The organism is Xanthomonas sp. WHRI 6106 (assembly GCF_040202405.1).
GTDB classification, from domain to species: Bacteria; Pseudomonadota; Gammaproteobacteria; order Xanthomonadales; family Xanthomonadaceae; genus Xanthomonas; species Xanthomonas cannabis.
Genome location: NZ_JBEGFC010000001.1, coordinates 197,036 through 213,943, shown reverse-complemented (window position 1 = coordinate 213,943; position 16,908 = coordinate 197,036). Strand labels below are relative to the sequence as shown.

The window sequence follows — 16,908 nt, the reverse complement described above, 5'->3', positions numbered from 1 at the left end:
CGCGGGTGATCGGCACCACAGGTGGGCACCCACCCCGCATTGCAGCGCACGAATGAAGGCATCCGGGCAAGCGTATCGACGCGATGGAGTGTTGCGCTACCGATACCTGCTGCACGCGGGCAGCGCTCAATGGAAATCGCGCGAGGGCAGCTGCATCTCGCCGAGTAGGTTGCTGAGGTCGTGCAGGTCGCCGGCGATGAGGTGCTCCACGCCATCCACGCGTTCCCAGCGGCCGCGCACGGCGAGCAGGCGCGATTCCAGCAGCGCGCGGCGGCGGCGCAGCGCCAGGTGCGACCAGACGATGACGTTGATCATGCCGTGCTCGTCTTCCAGGGTGACGAAGATGGTGCCCTTGGCGGTGGCCGGGCGCTGACGCTGGGTGACCAGGCCAGCCACATGCACGCCGCTGCCATGTCGGCGTCCCTGCAATTCGCGCAAGCCCAGGATGCGCCGCTGGCGCATCTGCGGGCGCAGCAGCGCCATCGGGTGCTGGCGCAGGCTCAGGCCGACCGCGCGGTAGTCGGCCAGGATTTCTTCGCCCGCGCGCGGCGCTTCGAACTCCACCGGGCGTTCTTCCGGGCTGCCCGGCAGCAACGGCCGCCGCGCCTCCACGCCGGCCATGGCCCAACGCGCGGCGTTGCGATTGCCCACCAGGCCCTGCAGGGCGCCGGCTTCGGCCAGGGCCAGGCGCGCTTTTTCGTCGAGTGCCGCGCGCAGGCACAGGTCGCCGATGTCGGCGAAAACCCGTTGCGTGCGTGCAGCGACAATGCGATTTGCCACCACTTCCGATAACCCGGCAACTTGCCGCATGCCCAGCCGGATCGCCGGTTGTTCGCCCGGGTCGGCGTCGCTGCGCCACGGCCGGCCACCGACCAGGGTGTTGTCCCAGTCGCTGTGCAACACGTCCACCGGCAGCACCTCCACGCGTTCGCGCTCCGGGCTGCCACGGCGCGCGTCCTGCACGATCTGGCTGGCCGAATAAAAGCCCATCGGCTGCGAATTGAGCAGTCCGCAGGCAAAGGCCGCCGGTTCGTGGCGTTTGAGCCAGCAGCTGGCATAGACGAGTTTGGCGAACGAGGCGGCGTGGCTTTGCGGAAACCCGTAGGAGCCGAAGCCCTTGATCTGTTCGAAGATCTGGTCGATGAAGGTGGAGGCGTAGCCTCTGTTCTGCATGCGCTCGCGCACACGCATGCGATGTTGTTCCATGTCGCCGCCGCGCCGCCAGGCCGCCATGGAGCGGCGCAGATTGTCCGCTTCGCTTTCGGTGTACTCGGCGGCATGCATCAGCAGTTCCATCACCTGCTCCTGGAACAACGGCACGCCCAGTGTTGGCTTGAGGATGTCTTCCACTTCCGCCGATGGATAGTTCACTTCCTCGCGGCCCTGTCGCCTGCGCAGATACGGGTGCACCATGTCGCCCTGGATCGGCCCGGGACGCACGATCGCCACTTCGATCACCAGGTCGTAGAACACCGCAGGTTTGAGCCGCGGCAGCATCGCCATCTGCGCGCGCGACTCGATCTGGAAGACACCGACCGTATCGGCGCGCTGGATCATCTTGTAGGTTGGGAGATCGTCACCCGGAAGCGTGGCAATGCTGTAGTCGCGCCTGCGGTGACCGCGCACCAACTCCAGAGTCTTGCGGATGCAGGTCAGCATGCCCAGCGCCAGGCAATCGACCTTGAGCAGTTTCATGGTTTCCAGATCGTCCTTGTCCCACTGGATGATGGTGCGCCCGGCCATGGCGGCGTTTTCCACCGGCACCAGCAGCGATAGCGGTTCGTCGGAGATGACGAAACCGCCGACATGCTGGGAGAGATGCCGTGGGTGATCGCGCAGCTGCTCGGTCACTGCAAGGATCTTGTTGATCAACGGATTGGCCAGATCGAACCCGGCTTCTTCGATGCGCTGTTCCATCGGCGTTTCACCATTGCCCCAGCCGTAGCAATTGGCCAGCAGCGCGATCTGGTCCGGCGGCAGGCCGAAAGCCTTGGCCACGTCGCGTACCGCACTCTTGCCGCGATAGCAGATCACCGTTGCCGCCAGCGCCGCACGTTCGCGGCCGTACTTGCTGTAGACGTACTGCAGCACTTCCTCGCGGCGTTCGTGTTCGAAATCCACGTCGATGTCTGGCGGTTCATCGCGTTTTTCGGAAAGAAAGCGCGCCATCAACAAACGCGTCTCGTCCGGGTTGACTGCGGTGATGTCCAGCGCATAACACACCGCCGAATTGGCCGACGAGCCACGGCCCTGGCAAAGAATTTTTTGCTCGCGCGCGAAGCGCACCACATCGTGCACGGTGAGGAAGAATGCTTCGTACTTCTTGAACGCGATCAGCGCCAGCTCTTTTTCGATGTCCTCGCGCACCTTTGCCGAGATGCCGCCCGGCCAGCGTTTGCGAATGCCGGCTTCGGTGAGCTGACGTAGATAACTGGTTGGCGTATGCCCTTCCGGAACCAGTTCTTTAGGATAGGTGTAGTTGATCGTGGAAATATCGAAAGTGCAGCGTTGCGCCACCTCCACCGTGGCCTGCAATAGTGCATCCGGGTAGATATTGCCCAACGCACGCCGCGTACGCAGATGGCGCTCGCCATTGCGAAACAGATGCGCGCCGCACTCGGCCAGCGGCAGGGTGTGGCGGATGGCGGTCAGGGTGTCCTGCACGATACGCTCGCGGCGTTGCGCCATATGCACATCGCCGCTGGCCAAGGCGGTCATGCCCAGTTGCTGCGCCAGCGATTGCAGCGCCTGCAGGCGTGCGGCGTCGTCCTGTTCGCGATGCAGTTCCACCGCCAGAAACGCGCGCTCGCCAAACACCTGTTGCAACCAGGCGCCCTGCTCTGCCTGCGGCTGCGCGCCAGGCAACCACAGTGCAAACACACCTGGTACACCGTCGCGAAACTGCGCTTCCACGTCGGCACGTCCCAACCGATACGCGCCCTTGCTTGCCGCACGCCGCGCGCTGGTGATCAGCGCACACAACTGCGGATAGCCCTGCGCGTTTTCCACCAACAGCACGAAGCGGGTGCCATCGACCAGGGTGAATTCGCTGCCGACGATCAACCGCACGCCGGTGGCACGCGACGCTTCCAGGCCACGCACGATGCCAGCCAGCGAGCATTCGTCGGTAATGGCCAAGGCGCTGTAGCCGCAGTGCTGTGCGCGCACGAACAGCTCTTCGGCGCTGGAGGCGCCACGCAGGAACGAGAAATCCGACAGGCAATGCAGCTCGGCATACGCGGGCAAGCCATCGGCAACCTGCGCATGGGTGATGTCGTCGTTGGCCGCACGCAGCCGCGCGGCCACATTCCAGGCGCGCGGCATGCGCCCGCCGGGGGTGTCGCGGTCCACGCCATCGACGGCGTCATCCCAGCTCATGCACGGAGGCCTTCAACTGCATGTTGCGCCCTGCAGATTTCAAGTGCGCGGCAGATCGCGTCGCCGCAGGCCCTGCCGCGTTTTGTCTGGAGCCGTGGCACCGGCCGCGTGCGCCCAGCCGCAATGAGCAGCCAGGCAACACGTGCTCCGATACCGCGCGGGCGTGCGCGCTCATGCGAACCACCCATGCAGCATCCAGCCATCCACCCGGCCCGGTGCGGCGAATGCCCAACCGCGCCGGCCGCGGGCGGTTTCCACCACGTAGTAATCGCGACGCGCGTCGTCGTCGTCCCACCAGCCGCTTTCCAGCCGCTCCGGCCCGGACACGATGCGCAGGTGCGGGTCGTGCAGCGGCACCGGCTGCGGCAGCAGCCAGGTGGGGCGTGGCGGACGTGGCGGCGCGGCGGTTTCGCGCAGCGCATCGCCGATGGCGCGACGCCAGGCGCGTTCCGGGCGCGGGTCGTCGGCCGGCAGCACGCGGTACACCGCCTCGTCGCCCAACCGCGCACGCAAGCGTTCGCGCAGCTGCGGCCAGTCCACCGATTGCTGCGCACGCTGATCGAACAGGTCGCGCATCGCCGGCACGAACGGCGGCAGTTGCCGCGCCAGCAGCCGCATCGCCACCACCGGGCGCGGAATCTCCACCCGCTCCAGCCGGTTGCGCGCCAGCTCGAACAGCAGCGTGGGCGTGCGCTCCGGCGTGAGCAGACCGATCTCCACATCGGTGGCGCCCTCTTCGTGTTCCAGGCGCAGCAAAAACCGCTGTACGCCGCCATCGCGAATGGACAGGTACGTGCACAGGTCGCCGATCAGCCGGCGCAGCGGAAACAGCAGCGCCGGATGCGTTTCCACCTCGTAGCCCAGCTCCACGCGGTGGTCGAAATGGTCTGGCGGTGCGTAGCACTCCAGCGGGTCGTCGACGGTGCCGTAGAGGCGATCCAGGTGATCCAGCAGGCCCGCACCGAAGCGTCGACGCAGCCCGTCGCGCGGCAGTGCGCGCAGCGCCGCAAGCGTGCGCACGCCCATGTGCTGCAGGCGCTCGCCGGTATCCTCGGGCAATGCAGCGCGGCGCACCGGCACCTTGTCGAGCGTGCTGTGCAGGGCCGGCAATTGCGTCACCACCATGCCATCGCGCAGGCCGGCCAGTACGCGCGCGGCGCGCGGCGTGGGTGCCAGCGCCAGCCGGTGCTGGAAGCCCAGCGCCTGCAGCTCGTCGCGCAGGCGCCGCTCGAAGCGTGGCCAGGGGCCGAACAAGCGAAAGCTGGCGCCGGCTTCCAGCACGATGGCGCGCGACCACTGCTGGCTCACCAGCGAGCTGTGCCGGTAGGCCCAGGCGGCCAGAAAGCGCTGCGTGCGCGCCTCGTTGTGCGCCTCGTAATCGATCGTGCGCACCTGCGCCATCAAGGCGTGCGCCGCCGACAAGCGCATGCCCGGTTTGAGCCCCGCCTGCGCGGCGGCGAGATTGACCGAGTGCAGGCTGCGCAGCTGCGCCGGCCCCTGCACCAGCACCAGCGGCGCGTGTGGCGCTTCAAGCCGCCGGAGAACGGCGTCCAGTGCCAGCTGCGGCAATAAGATGCAGGCCCACAACATGCGCGCGCCTCAATGCGCCAGCCGCAACGGCTGCGACGGGACCTGCCCGCCGCGGCATTTGCGCACCTGCCAGGCATCGCGCTCGGGCAGAAATTCCAGCCGCAGGGCTGCCGGCGATGCATTGACCGCATGGCGGCGGTCGCGCAACGCAAACGCGCAGCAGTTGCCGCTGTCGGCTGCCACCTGCAGCCGCCGCAATGCGCGCGCATCGCCGGTCTGCGGCCAGCCCAGCACCGCCGCGCAGGCGCCACTGCGCAGGCATTGTTCGAACGCCCACAAGGCGTCGCGCGGCTCGGCCTGCACCACCTCCAGATGTTCCAGCACCACCCCGCCCGCCTGCCAGGCCGGCGCATACGGAATGAACGGCGGGGCTACCAGCACCACCCGGCTGCTGGCAGCGGTCATGCGTGCCAGGGTGGGCAACAACAAGGCGATTTCGCCCACGCCGTGGGCAGGCAACAGCAACTCGGTCAGCGCACGCCGCGGCCAGCCGCCGTCGGGCAGCAGCGCATCCAGTGCGGCATGCCCGGTGGCTTCGCCGCCATTGGCGGTGGCCGTGCCATGGCCGGCCCGCCACACCGTGCGCGCGGCCAGCAAGGCATCCAGCGGCAAGGCCAGCGCCGCATTGCCGTGTTGTCTGGTGCGCGCGGGCTCCTGGCTCATGTCAGACCTGCCGGATCAGGCCGCAGTACAGTCCTTCGATCGCGAAGTCGGCATCGGCTGCCACCACGATCGGCGCATGCGCGCGGTTACGCGGCAGCAGGCGGATGCGCTCGGGCCCACGTTCCAGGCGCTTGATGGTGATTTCGCCGTCCACCCGCGCCACCACGATCTGTCCATCGCGCGCCTCGTTGCTGCGATGCACGCCCACCAGGTCGCCATCCAGGATGCCGTCGTCGATCATCGAATCGCCCTGCACTTTCAGCAGGTAATCCGGGCGCAGCGAAAACAGCGCGCGGTCCAGCCAGAGCTGACGTTCCAGCCCGATGTCTGCGCCGATCGGCACACCCGCCGCCACCCGCCCCAGCACCGGCAAGGCCAGCACCGCATCGCGCCTGGCCCCGCCGGGCATGCGGATGCCGCGCTTCTGGTTGGGCAGCAGCTCGATCAACCCGGCCTCGGCCAGGGCCTGCACATGCTTTTGCGCCGCGTTGCGCGAGGCAAACCCGAAGGCCTGCGCAATCTCGGCCAGGCTAGGCGACACGCCGGCCTGGGCCTGCTCTTGCAGGAAGGCCAGCACCGCGGCGCGTTGAGGAGACAGTGGGGGCATAGGCGTGCAACAGCCGGACGGGGCAAGGTGTACATTTGTACACCCATCGGTCGCAGCAGACGAGATTGGCTTACTGAGCCGATTCAGCCGGGCCGGCTTGCGAGCGCGTCGCTGGAGAGTTATAACTTACGTATTAACGCAAGGTGCTGCCATGAAACTCAAGATCACTGCCATCGGCAATTCCTCCGGCATCATCCTGCCCAAGGAACTGCTCGCCCGCCTGCGCCTGGGCAAGGGCGACGAACTCTATGCGCTGGAAACGTCAGACGGCATCAAGCTGACCGCATTCGACCCCACCTTGGCTGCGCAGATGGATGTGGCCGAGCAGGTGATGCGTGAGGATCGCCAAGTGTTGAACAAGCTGGCCAAGTGAACACGCGCATGCTGGTCTGGATCACGCATGCGCTTGCATTGGCGATCCACGAACGTCAATTGAGCGAGCACGGCGGCGCGAGTGGAGTGCGCGACGAGGCGCTACTGGCCTCGGCACTGGCACGCCCGCAACAGCTGTTCTCCTACGGTGATCCGCCGCCCGATCTGGTGGAGCTGACGGCCAGCCTGGCCTATGGGCTTGCGCGCAATCACCCGTTCGTCGATGGCAATAAACGCACTGCCCATGTGTGCTACCGGGTCTTTTTGCTGCTCAACGGCGCGGAGCTCATCGCTTCGCAGGAAGAGAAATACGTTGCCATGATGGGCCTGGCCGATGGCGCGTGGAGCGAAGCAACATTTGCGCACTGGCTACGGCCGCGCGTGCGCTTGCGCGCGGACACGCACGTGCACGAACCGCAGGGCCATTACGGCTGAAGCATGCCTGTGGCAGCAACACGCCCGTGTTGTCACATGCATGCGCAAGTATCCACACGCCGCAACTCGATCGGCATTGAAGTCGCCACATGGCGCAGGCGCTTTACTCCGCACGCTTACGCGTTGCAGCTGCCTTCTTCGCGGCCGCCTTGCGCACTGCCGGGCCCTTGGTCGTTGCGGCTTTTTTCGCTGCTGTCGAGCGATCACTGGCTGTGCGCTTTTTTGCGGCGCCCTTGGTCTGCGTGGACAAGGCCTGCTTGCCCACTGTCTTCCTGGCGCTGGTGCTCTTGCTGGCAGTCTTCAAGGCTTTCTTGGCGCCGGCCGAGCGCGTGGGCGACACCGGTTTGTCGGACCTCGCAGCTGCAGTGTCTTGCGCAGCTTTCTTCTTGGTGGCTTTGGACGCGGAATCGGGCGGTGCAACATCCACGCCATCGCGGCGCGCCTTGGACAGCCCGATTGCAATGGCCTGCTTGGTGCTTTTGACCCCATGCGCGCCTTCGCGCACCTGTTCGATTTCTTCTTTGACGTATTCGCCGGCCTGGGTACTAGGCGATTTTCCTTCGCGCTTGTCCTTGTCGGCAGCGCGGCGCGTCTTGGTCTGTGGCATGGCACTTCCCGGGCTGTGGATGGCAGCCCGATGTAACAAGCGCGGCGTCAATATGCAGTGGGCGCAATGCTCACCTAACGTTGAAGCGTGCCTGGCACTACCCCAGGACTGTGCATGCGCCTGGCTTGCGCAAGCCTGAGCGCATCGGCGTATCCAGCGGATGCATGCGTCACCGCGCTCAACTCACTACGCTTCGCCAGCCGGTAGCGGCTCACCTTGCGCATCGTAGGCGGGTGGGTGATAGAAATTGACCGTCTTCAATGGCGTGTGCCCGGTGTTGCGGATCTCGTGCGTTTCACCGCGCTCGATGGCGATCAGGCAACCGGCCTTCAGCGCATGCGCCTGCCCCTCGACCACTGCCACGCCGGTGCCGTCCACCACGTACAGCCATTGATCGGCGCCGCGGTGGCGGTTGTCGGGCCCGCCTTCGCCCTCGCCCGGCGCGATCACCATTTCGGCGGCCTGCACTTGCCGCACCGAAAACAGCACCTTGAACGCATCGGTCAACGTCAGCTGTGCACTGCGCATGTGGCATCTCCTCGGGATTGCCGCGATGCTGGGCCGCCACGCGTCAACGCGCTGGCAACGCGCTCATGGGTGACGGCAGTACCACGCCCAGACCTGGTCGGGCAGGTGCGCCTGCAGCGGCAGATCCAGCGCACGATACCCATCGAGCACATCGCGTAGCGCGCGTTGCGCCGGCGTGGTGCCGAGCAGGCCATCCAGTTCGTCCGGGCTCAACTGCACGGCCGACCAGTCGTACAGGCGATCGATCCGCTGCGCCATCGCCGCCTGCAGCCAATCGCGCAGCACAAAGACGCGATACCCCTGCGTCTGCAGGTCAGCCACCGCCAGTTCCAGCGCCTGGCTCACCCCACGAAACCACTCGGTATGCCCGCCTGCCGTCGCACGGATGGCCAAGGGCGCCGGCGCGTTGTGCGCAAGCAACGGGCGGCGCAGTTGCAGCTCCAGGTCGCGCGCATCGCGCTCACGTTCGGCTTCCACCAACAGCCCGCGCTCCAGATCGAAAAAATCGAACCAGCGCGGGTGCAGGCTGCCGATGCGTCCCAACGGGTCGCGCGAGAAACCGATCTTGCAATGGTCTTCCCATTGGCACGGGAACACGTAGGTGAAGCAGCGTCCGTCGGTGGCGACCGTCGTGGCGCGGCGTGCCCGCGTGCTCACCGCTGCCTCGCACGCGCACGCACTGGCGCAGCGGGTTGTGACGGTGACGGCGCCGGCTCCCAGCCGAAGACGCTGCGCCCGCCGTAACGGTGCGAATCGCGGCGTTCCTGCGCGATGTACTCCTCCGCCGTGGGACCTTGCGCACTGGCTTCGAGCCGGCGCGCCTGCGCGTCCAGCCGTGCGATCGCCTGCAAGCGTTCGTCGTTGCCCAGTTTGGCCTGCTGCATCGCCTGCTTGAGTACGCCAATGGTGTGATCGAGCACGCGCGTGGGCACCGGAAACGGCTGCCGGTCCTTGCCGCCATGGGCCAATGAAAAGCGCGCCGGGTCGCTGAAACGGCATGGCGTGCCATGCACCACTTCGGCCACCATCGCCAGCGAACGCAAGGTCCGCGCGCCTACGCCAGGTACTTGCAGCAATGCGGTGAAATCGCGTGGCCCGGCTTCGGCGGCAGCAGCCAGGCTGGCGTGCAGCCGCCGGACGATCACGTTTTCGCTGCGCACGTCGTGATGCTCGGGCATGGACAGATGCGGTTGCTGCGCCGGGTCCCAACCGTGCCCGGCGAACAGATCGCCAGTCACCGGGCCTTGCGCAGCGGGCGCCGCTACAGGCGCTTCCACACCCACAAGCCGCTGCCATTCACGCGCTAGCTGATCCGGCGCGGTGCTGCGCAGCAACTCCACCTGCGCCTCACGCGAGGCGGCGGCCCGTTGATCGGCAAGATTGACGATCCTGCCCTGATGCGCCCCGTCGATGGCCGCATGCGGCGCATCCACGAAACTGCTCAGCCCCTCGGAGAGCCAGTGATACCGGCGCGCCTGCTTGCGTTGCCCATGCATGCCCTGCTGCACCACCACCCAGCGGCCGTCATCGCTGACGATGAAACCGTGCAGGTACAGCTCGAAACCGTCCTGCACTGCTGCGCTGTCGACCTTGGCCACCAGCCGGCTGGCCTGCGCCAACGCCGCGCCATCAAGCCCCACCGCGTCGCCCACCGCCAGCAGCTCGGCCGGTGTGGCGCGCGAATGCCGGCCGCGCCCGCCACACACATGGATGCCCAGCTCGCCAGCCAGAGGTGTCAGCCCACGCTTGAGCGCGCCGATCACGCTGGTGGTGATGCCGGACGAATGCCAGTCCATGCCCATCACCGCACCGAACGACTGAAACCAGAACGGATGCGCAAGCCGACGCAACAACTCATCGCGTCCATAGCTGTGCACGATGGCCTCGCACATCACCGCACCCAGCCGCGTCATCCGCTGCCCCAGCCATTGCGGCACGCGTCCGCCATGCAAGGGAAGATCTGCACTGCCGCCGCGCCGGCTCATGACTGCCACTGCTTGTTCATGCCACCAGAATACCGGCGCTGCGTCGCACCCGCTGGGACGCAGCTGTTGCAGCGCGCCGCATTGCTGACGAATTCAGTTCGGAGCGTTTGCAGCCTCGCAGCGGATCAGCATGCCCTTCACGACGGGGGTGCAACCGTCACAGTGCCGTGCAGCGCTGCAGGTGGGCGATATCACCTCGCGTGAATAGAGGGAGGTGGTCACTCTGCGTTGACCCCTTCGTCGTCAAGGTGGTGGCCCTCCTCAGCCATCGCCACGGGGTTCGCATGAATGCCACGCCCGCCACTGCCCATGAAACGGCACCGGCCACCGCCACTGCCCCTGCGCCGACTTATCCGGTGAATCTGCGCATCAACGGCCAGCCCTATCACCTCCAGCTCGAAGCCTGGGTCAGCCTGCTCGATCTGTTGCGCGACCGACTGGACCTGACCGGCAGCAAGAAGGGCTGCGACCACGGCCAGTGCGGTGCCTGCACCGTGCTGGTCGACGGGCGCCGCATCAACAGCTGCCTGACCCTGGCAGTGATGCAGGACGGCGCCGACATCACCACCATCGAAGGCCTGGCCGATGGCGAGCAATTGCACCCGTTGCAGCGCGCCTTCATCGACCACGATGCCTTCCAGTGCGGTTATTGCACGCCGGGCCAGCTGTGCTCCGCGGTGGGCCTGATCAACGAGGGCAAGGCGCACGATCGTGACCAGGTGCGCGAGCTGATGAGCGGCAATCTGTGCCGTTGCGGTGCCTATCCGCAGATCACCGATGCGGTGATGGAGGTCCTGGGCAAGCCCAGCGACAGCCGCGACAGCGCCGCCACACCGTGGACGCCCGGGACGGTGCCGGCATGATTCCGCTCAGCTACGCGCGCCCGGACAGCATCGATGCCGCGCTCACCGCCATCGCGCCGCGTGGGGATGATCCGCATCCGGTACCCGCAGACGCGCCGGTGCGGTTGATTGCCGGTGGCACCAACCTCACCGACCTGATGAAGCTGCAGCTGATGCGGCCCAGCAGCCTGGTCGACATCAACCGCTTGCCGCTGGACAGCATCACCACGCTGCCGGACGGCGGGCTGCGCCTGGGTGCGTTGGCACGCAATGCCGATACCGCCTACCACCCGGAGGTGGAAACGCGCTATCCGTTGCTGAGCGCGGCCATCCTGGCCGGTGCCTCGCCGCAGATCCGCAACATGGCCAGCAATGGCGGCAACCTGCTGCAGCGCACGCGCTGCATGTATTTCTATGACCGTGCCACGCCCTGCAACAAGCGCGCACCGGGCAGCGGCTGTTCGGCCATTGGCGGGCTCACCAAGTACAACGCCATTCTCGGCGCCAGCGCGCACTGCATCGCCACGCACCCTTCAGACATGTGCGTGGCGTTGGCTGCGTTGAATGCGGTGGTGCATGTGCAGGGCCCGCAGGGCGAACGCGCCATTGCCTTCCCTGATTTCCATCGCCTGCCCGGCGACCATCCGGAGCTGGACAGCACCCTGGCGCCGGACGAGTTGATCGTGCACATCGACCTGCCCGACGCGCAGCGCTTTGTCGCCCACAGCGCTTATCTCAAAATCCGCGAGCGCCTGTCGTATGCATTCGCGCTGGTGTCGGTTGCCGCAGCGCTGGATCTGACAGAGGACGGCAGCATCGGCGAGGTGCGCGTCGCGCTCGGCGGCGTGGCGCACAAGCCATGGCGCAAGCCCGATGCCGAAGCGCAGCTGGTGGGTCTGCCCGCCACCGCCGAGACCTTCGCACGCCTGGCAGATGCGCTGCTGCACGGCGCACAGTCGCAAGGCGAAAACGGCTTCAAGCTGCCGCTGGCGCGCCGCGCCATCGTGCGCGCACTGGAGGTCGCACGCGAGGGCACCATCGACAACCGCGGGCGCACCAGCGCGCTGGAGGAATCGCCATGAATGCACGCAGCACCGACCTGTCCAACACCGAACTGACGCCACCGGTTGCCGACCAGGGCACCGGCTTTCGCCCGACCGGCACCGGTGTCCCGCGCATCGACGGGCGCGCAAAAGTCACCGGCCAGGCACGCTATGCCGCCGAATGGCCGGTGCCGGACCTGGCCTATGGCGTGGTGGTCAGCAGCAGCATCGCGAAGGGAACCATCGTTGGCTTCGACTTGGCAGCCGCGCGTGCGGTACCGGGCGTGCTGGACATCATCACCCATGAAAACCGTCCGCACATGCGCGGCATGGACCTGTTCTACAAGGACATGACCGCACCGGCCGGCTCGCCGTTCCGCCCGTTGTACGACAACACCGTGCTGTACAGCGGGCAGCCGATCGCCTTGGTGGTGGCCGAGACCTTCGAAGCGGCACGTCACGCCGCGCATCTGGTGCAGGTGAACTACGCGCAGGAGCCGCACGACACCAACCTGATGACCAATCTGGACCGGGCGCACAAGCCCAAGGCGATGAAGGCCGGCTTCTCGCCGCCGCCCAAGGACAAGGGCGAGCCGGACACCGCGTTCGTCAATGCCGCCTGCCAGGTGCAAGGCGACTATTACAGCGGCGTGGAGCATCACAATCCGATGGAATTGTTCGCCTCCACCGTGATCCGTGAGGCGGACGGCCACTTCACCATCTACGACAAGACCCAGGGCTCGCAAAACAGCCGTTGGTATGTGTCGCACGTGTTTGGCCTGAGCAAGCGCAAGGTCACTGTGCGCAACCCGTATGTGGGCGGTGCCTTCGGTTCGGGCCTGCGCCCGCAATATCAGCTGGCATTGGCGGTGATGGCCTCGATCCTGCTGGATCGCTCGGTGCGGGTGGTGCTCACCCGCCAACAGATGTTCACCTTCGGCCATCGCCCGGAAACCGTGCAGCGGCTCAAGCTCGGCGCCGACCGCGACGGCACGTTGCGTGCGATCTGGCACGAGGCCATCGCCGAAACCTCGCGCATCGAGGATTACGTGGAGGTGGTGGTCAACTGGAGCGGCCAGCTGTACGCCTGCGACAATGTGCACCTGGGCTACAACCTGGTCAGCCTGGACCAGTACAGCCCGATGGACATGCGCGCGCCTGGCGCCACCCACGGCGTGCATGCGCTGGAAGTGGCGATGGACGAGCTGGCCTACGAGGTCGGTATCGACCCGTTGGCGTTGCGGTTGAAAAATTACGCCGAGGTCAATCCGGCCGACGACAAGCCGTTCTCCACCAAGGCGCTGCGCGAGTGCTACCAGCAAGGCGCCGAACGCTTTGGTTGGGCGCAGCGCCCCATGCAACCGCGTGCGCGCAAGGAAGGCAGCGAGTGGGTGGGCTGGGGCATGGCCACCGGGCAGTGGGATGCCATGCAGATGTTTGCACGTGCGCACGCCGTGCTGCATGCCGATGGCCGCCTGGTGGTGAGCAGCGCTGCCAGCGATATCGGCACCGGCACCTACACCGTGATGGCGATGATCGCCGCCGAGGCGCTGGGCCTGCCGCTGGAACAGGTGACCTTCCAGCTGGGCGATTCCACCCTGCCCGTCGCGCCGATCGAAGGCGGCTCCTCGCATGTCAGCACGGTGGGTTCGGCCGTGGATGGGGTCTGCGGCAAATTGCGCACCAAGTTGTTCCGGTTGGCGCAGGCCTTGCCCAACTCGCGCTTTGCGCGGGTCAAGCAGGATGATGTGGTGTTCGCCGATGGGGCAATTGCCTTGCGTGGCGATGCCGGCAGTGCGGTTGCGCTACCGGCGTTGCTGAGCGCGGCCGAGCTGGAGCAGATCGAGGACAAGTTCCTGCTGCTGCCCAACGTGCTCAAGCAGCGCAAATACACCCGCGCCACGCATGGCGCAGTCTTCGTGGAAGTGCGGGTGGACGAGGAGCTGGGCACGGTTCGGGTGACGCGCGTGGTCAGCGCCATTGCCGCGGGACGCATCCTCAACCCCACCACCGCGCGCAGCCAGATCATCGGCGGCGTGGTGTGGGGCATCGGCCAGGCCCTGCACGAACACACCCAGTCCGACCATCGTTTTGGCCGCTTCATGAATCACGACCTGGCGCTGTACCACGTCTCGGCCAACGCCGACATCCACGACATCGAGGTGATCTTTGCCGATGAAGACGACCGCGTGGTCAGCAGCCTGGGCGCCAAGGGCGTGGGCGAGATCGGGCAGGTCGGCGTGTCGGCGGCCATCTGCAATGCGATCTTCCACGCCACCGGCAAACGCATCCGCAGCACGCCGATGACGCCGGACAAGGTGATGGCGGACTGAGCGATTGGCCGCGGATGCATCCATCCGCGGCGTGACCAGGACGGCAACGCACGGGCTCGACAGTGCACGATGTCGGGCCCGTCGCGTCTTGCGACTGCATCGCTGGCATGCGCGTTGCACAGGCCAGCCCCTCCGAAGCGTCCACATCAAATGCGAACGCCAACGGCGCGAATGCCGCGGCGCTGCTGTAGCGTGAGCGGACCTCCGCCCACCGCAAGGCTCGTATGGCACCGCGCACCACCCGTCGACAGTTGCTCCGCGGTGCGGCCACGCTGGCCGTGCTCAGCCGGGTCCCGAGCGGTTGGGCGCTGCCGCACGCCCCTGCGCGCGGGCCGGCCTTCATCGAAGACCTGATTGCACGCATGACGCTGGAGGAAAAGGCCGGCCAGCTCAGTCTTTTCAGCTCGGCAGAACAGATCGACAAGGCCATCGTCGCCAACCCGATCCACAAGGACGCGGCCGGCCGCACCCAGCTGGCAGCAGCGCGCGCTGGGCAGCTGACCGGGGTTTTCAACGGCTCCTACGTGCGCTGGCATCGGCAGTTGCAGCAGGCCGCCATGCAGAGCCGGCTGAAAATCCCGCTGGTCTTTGCCGCCGACGTGATCCATGGCTACACCACGGTCTTTCCGGTGCCGCTGGGCGAAGCGGCCAGCTTCGAGCCGGAGCTGGCGCAACGCACCGCGCGTGCCGCTGCGATGGAAGCCAGCGCGGTCGGCATCGACTGGACATTCGCGCCGATGGTGGACATCGCCCGCGATGCCCGCTGGGGCCGCGGGGTGGAAGGCGCCGGCGAAGACGTGCTGCTGGCGCAGCAGTTTGCGCAGGCACGCGTGCGTGGCTTCCAGGGCGAGGCCGGGCTGGCGCATGCCGATGCGCTTGCCGCCTGCCCCAAGCATTTTGCCGCCTATGGCGCGGCCGAAGGCGGCCTGGACTACGCCAGCGTGGACATCTCCGAGCGCACGTTGCGCGAGGTGTATCTGCCTCCGTTTCAGGCCGCCTTCGACGCCGGCGCGGTGACCACCATGGCCGCGTTCAACGCGCTGTCGGGTGTGCCGGCAACCGCCAACGCCTGGTTGCTGGGCACGGTGCTGCGGCAGGACCTGCAGTACCGCGGCCTGGTGGTGTCCGACTTCACCGCCGACCAGGAACTGGTGGCGCATGGCGTAGCCGCCGACGACCGCGACGCGGCACGGCTGGCGTTTCTGGCCGGCGTGGACATCAGCATGGAGAGTGGCCTGTATCTGCGCCATCTGCCTGCGCTAGTGACCGCGGGCGTGGTGCCGATGCAGCGCCTGGACGCTTCGGTGCGCCGGGTGCTGGGTTTCAAGGCGGCATTGGGGTTGTTCGACGACCCGTTCCGGCGTCTGCAGCCGGCACGGGCGCAGCCGCGCCAGCGCCAGGCAGACACGCTGGCGCTGGCGCGCGAGGCCGCCTGCAAGTCGGTGGTGCTGCTGAAAAACGAACGCGAGCTGCTGCCCCTGCAGCGCAGCGGCCAACGTATTGCGCTGATCGGGCCGATGGCGCGCGACTGGATCAACCACGCCGGGCCATGGAGCCTGTTCGACCAGGAAGACCGCAACAACACCGTGGCCGCGGCCGTGGCGCGTGCCATGGCCGACCCGCAGCTGCTGCAGGTGGTGGACGGGTGCGGCTTCGACCAGCCGCTGCCCGGCGGCGTGCAGGCCGCAGTGGCGGCCGCGCGCACGGCCGACGTGGCCCTGCTGGCGGTCGGCGAACCGATGACCTACTCCGGCGAGGCGCAATCGCGGATCGAGATCGTCCTGCCGGACGTGCAACAGCAGGTGCTGGCAGCGGTGGCGGCCACCGGCACACCCGTCGTGTTGCTGCTCAGCACCGGCCGGGCGCTGGCGTTGCAAGGCCCGGCGCTGCAGAGCGCAGCGATCCTGGTCACCTGGTTCCTGGGCTCGGAGGCCGGCAACGCCATGGCCGACATCCTGTTCGGTGCGCAGGCACCCAGCGGCCGCTTGCCGGTGAGTTATCCGCAGGCGGCAGGCCAGGTGCCCTACACCTACGCGCATCCGCCCAGCGGCCGGCCCAATCTGGACCCGGCAGCCTTGCAGCCGTACACCACGCATTACCGGGACGTGCCCAATACGGCGCTGTTTCCGTTCGGCCATGGCCTGACCTACGGCCGCATCGACTACAGCGACCTGCGCCTGAGCGCACCGCAGCTGACCGCCACCGGCCGCCTGCAGCTCAGCGCGCGCATCGGCAACCGCGGCAGCCGCGATGCAGACGAAGTGGTGCAGCTGTATGTGCGCGACCGCACCGCCAGCGTTACCCGCCCGGTGCGCGAGCTCAAGGGTTTCCGCAAGGTCAGGGTGCCGGCCGGCGCGAGCGTCGAGGTGCAGTTCGAGCTGCGCCGCGAGCACCTGCTGTTTGTCGGGCAGGCAATGACGCCGACCGTGGAGCCTGGCGTGTTCGATGTGTGGATCGCGCCGTCGGCCGAAGCCGATGGCGTGAGCGGCAGATTCGAACTGCTGGGATGAGCGCGGCGACGTCGC

The 16,908-nt window shown here is 67.1% G+C and carries 14 protein-coding genes; 6 read left to right on the top strand and 8 right to left on the bottom strand.

Annotation, left to right across the window (positions count from 1 at the left end; all coding sequences use genetic code 11):
- Positions 1-126 precede the first annotated feature (126 nt).
- From ABQZ09_RS01025 to lexA, 4 genes are all read right to left on the bottom strand, one after another.
- Positions 127-3,378: an error-prone DNA polymerase gene (locus ABQZ09_RS01025; protein ID WP_349775891.1), complete on the bottom strand. Its 3,252-nt coding sequence runs from the start codon at positions 3,376-3,378 to the stop codon at positions 127-129.
- A 171-nt stretch (positions 3,379-3,549) separates the two neighbouring features.
- Complete coding sequence (locus tag ABQZ09_RS01020) at positions 3,550-4,968, bottom strand: Y-family DNA polymerase (RefSeq protein ID WP_349775890.1); 1,419 nt, start codon at positions 4,966-4,968, stop codon at positions 3,550-3,552.
- Positions 4,969-4,977: 9 nt separating this feature from the next.
- Positions 4,978-5,631 (bottom strand): translesion DNA synthesis-associated protein ImuA, encoded by a 654-nt coding sequence (gene imuA, locus ABQZ09_RS01015; protein ID WP_039413325.1) that lies wholly within the window; start codon positions 5,629-5,631, stop codon positions 4,978-4,980.
- Position 5,632: 1 nt separating this feature from the next.
- On the bottom strand, positions 5,633-6,238 hold the full coding sequence (gene lexA / locus ABQZ09_RS01010) for a transcriptional repressor LexA (protein ID WP_349775889.1): 606 nt from the start codon (positions 6,236-6,238) through the stop codon (positions 5,633-5,635).
- 151 nt (positions 6,239-6,389) lie between these two features.
- On the opposite strand from lexA, the gene ABQZ09_RS01005 reads away from it, so the two are divergent.
- Together ABQZ09_RS01005 and ABQZ09_RS01000 are read left to right on the top strand one after the other, a co-directional pair.
- A complete protein-coding gene (locus tag ABQZ09_RS01005; protein ID WP_184552504.1) occupies positions 6,390-6,611 on the top strand; it encodes an AbrB/MazE/SpoVT family DNA-binding domain-containing protein in 222 nt (73 codons plus the stop codon).
- A gap of 8 nt (positions 6,612-6,619) precedes the next feature.
- Complete coding sequence (locus ABQZ09_RS01000) at positions 6,620-7,045, top strand: type II toxin-antitoxin system death-on-curing family toxin (protein ID WP_349775888.1); 426 nt, start codon at positions 6,620-6,622, stop codon at positions 7,043-7,045.
- 103 nt (positions 7,046-7,148) lie between these two features.
- Here ABQZ09_RS01000 and ABQZ09_RS00995 read toward each other — a convergent pair whose 3' ends face one another.
- The 4 genes from ABQZ09_RS00995 to ABQZ09_RS00980 all read right to left on the bottom strand — a co-directional run bounded on the left by ABQZ09_RS00995 (position 7,149) and on the right by ABQZ09_RS00980 (position 10,165).
- On the bottom strand, positions 7,149-7,652 hold the full coding sequence (locus tag ABQZ09_RS00995; protein ID WP_349775887.1) for a DUF6496 domain-containing protein: 504 nt from the start codon (positions 7,650-7,652) through the stop codon (positions 7,149-7,151).
- 186 nt (positions 7,653-7,838) lie between these two features.
- Entirely contained in the window at positions 7,839-8,180 is a 342-nt protein-coding gene (locus ABQZ09_RS00990) for a cupin domain-containing protein (RefSeq protein ID WP_349775886.1), read from the bottom strand.
- A 63-nt stretch (positions 8,181-8,243) separates the two neighbouring features.
- Entirely contained in the window at positions 8,244-8,837 is a 594-nt protein-coding gene (locus tag ABQZ09_RS00985; RefSeq protein WP_184552507.1) for a GIY-YIG nuclease family protein, read from the bottom strand.
- The gene (locus ABQZ09_RS00980) at positions 8,834-10,165 is read right to left on the bottom strand and encodes a DUF763 domain-containing protein (protein ID WP_349775885.1); all 1,332 of its coding nucleotides are present in this window, start codon (positions 10,163-10,165) and stop codon (positions 8,834-8,836) included. The genes ABQZ09_RS00985 and ABQZ09_RS00980 overlap by 4 nt, the downstream gene beginning before the upstream one ends.
- 284 nt (positions 10,166-10,449) lie before the next feature.
- Here ABQZ09_RS00980 and ABQZ09_RS00975 point away from each other — a divergent pair, with 284 nt between their 5' ends.
- From ABQZ09_RS00975 to ABQZ09_RS00960, 4 genes are all read left to right on the top strand, one after another.
- A complete protein-coding gene (locus ABQZ09_RS00975) occupies positions 10,450-11,028 on the top strand; it encodes a (2Fe-2S)-binding protein (protein ID WP_349775884.1) in 579 nt (192 codons plus the stop codon).
- The gene (locus ABQZ09_RS00970; protein WP_349775883.1) at positions 11,001-12,089 is read left to right on the top strand and encodes an FAD binding domain-containing protein; all 1,089 of its coding nucleotides are present in this window, start codon (positions 11,001-11,003) and stop codon (positions 12,087-12,089) included. Before ABQZ09_RS00975 ends, ABQZ09_RS00970 begins: the two co-directional genes overlap by 28 nt.
- Positions 12,086-14,383: a xanthine dehydrogenase family protein molybdopterin-binding subunit gene (locus ABQZ09_RS00965; protein ID WP_349775882.1), complete on the top strand. Its 2,298-nt coding sequence runs from the start codon at positions 12,086-12,088 to the stop codon at positions 14,381-14,383. Before ABQZ09_RS00970 ends, ABQZ09_RS00965 begins: the two co-directional genes overlap by 4 nt.
- A gap of 224 nt (positions 14,384-14,607) precedes the next feature.
- Positions 14,608-16,893, top strand: coding sequence for a glycoside hydrolase family 3 N-terminal domain-containing protein (locus ABQZ09_RS00960; RefSeq protein ID WP_349775881.1), 2,286 nt, complete (start codon positions 14,608-14,610; stop codon positions 16,891-16,893).
- Positions 16,894-16,908 lie beyond the last annotated feature (15 nt).

Bases quoted from the DNA above. Each gene is read 5' to 3' on its own strand.
- ABQZ09_RS01000 (WP_349775888.1), top strand. From the start codon at position 6,620: ATGCTGGTCTGGATCACGCATGCGCTTGCATTGGCGATCCACGAACGT.
- imuA (WP_039413325.1), bottom strand. From the start codon at position 5,631: ATGAGCCAGGAGCCCGCGCGCACCAGACAACACGGCAATGCGGCGCTG.
- ABQZ09_RS01025 (WP_349775891.1), bottom strand. From the start codon at position 3,378: ATGAGCTGGGATGACGCCGTCGATGGCGTGGACCGCGACACCCCCGGC.
- ABQZ09_RS00980 (WP_349775885.1), bottom strand. From the start codon at position 10,165: ATGAGCCGGCGCGGCGGCAGTGCAGATCTTCCCTTGCATGGCGGACGC.
- lexA (WP_349775889.1), bottom strand. From the start codon at position 6,238: ATGCCCCCACTGTCTCCTCAACGCGCCGCGGTGCTGGCCTTCCTGCAA.
- ABQZ09_RS00960 (WP_349775881.1), top strand. From the start codon at position 14,608: ATGGCACCGCGCACCACCCGTCGACAGTTGCTCCGCGGTGCGGCCACG.
- ABQZ09_RS01005 (WP_184552504.1), top strand. From the start codon at position 6,390: ATGAAACTCAAGATCACTGCCATCGGCAATTCCTCCGGCATCATCCTG.
- ABQZ09_RS00975 (WP_349775884.1), top strand. From the start codon at position 10,450: ATGAATGCCACGCCCGCCACTGCCCATGAAACGGCACCGGCCACCGCC.
- ABQZ09_RS00965 (WP_349775882.1), top strand. From the start codon at position 12,086: ATGAATGCACGCAGCACCGACCTGTCCAACACCGAACTGACGCCACCG.
- ABQZ09_RS01020 (WP_349775890.1), bottom strand. From the start codon at position 4,968: ATGTTGTGGGCCTGCATCTTATTGCCGCAGCTGGCACTGGACGCCGTT.
- ABQZ09_RS00995 (WP_349775887.1), bottom strand. From the start codon at position 7,652: ATGCCACAGACCAAGACGCGCCGCGCTGCCGACAAGGACAAGCGCGAA.
- ABQZ09_RS00990 (WP_349775886.1), bottom strand. From the start codon at position 8,180: ATGCGCAGTGCACAGCTGACGTTGACCGATGCGTTCAAGGTGCTGTTT.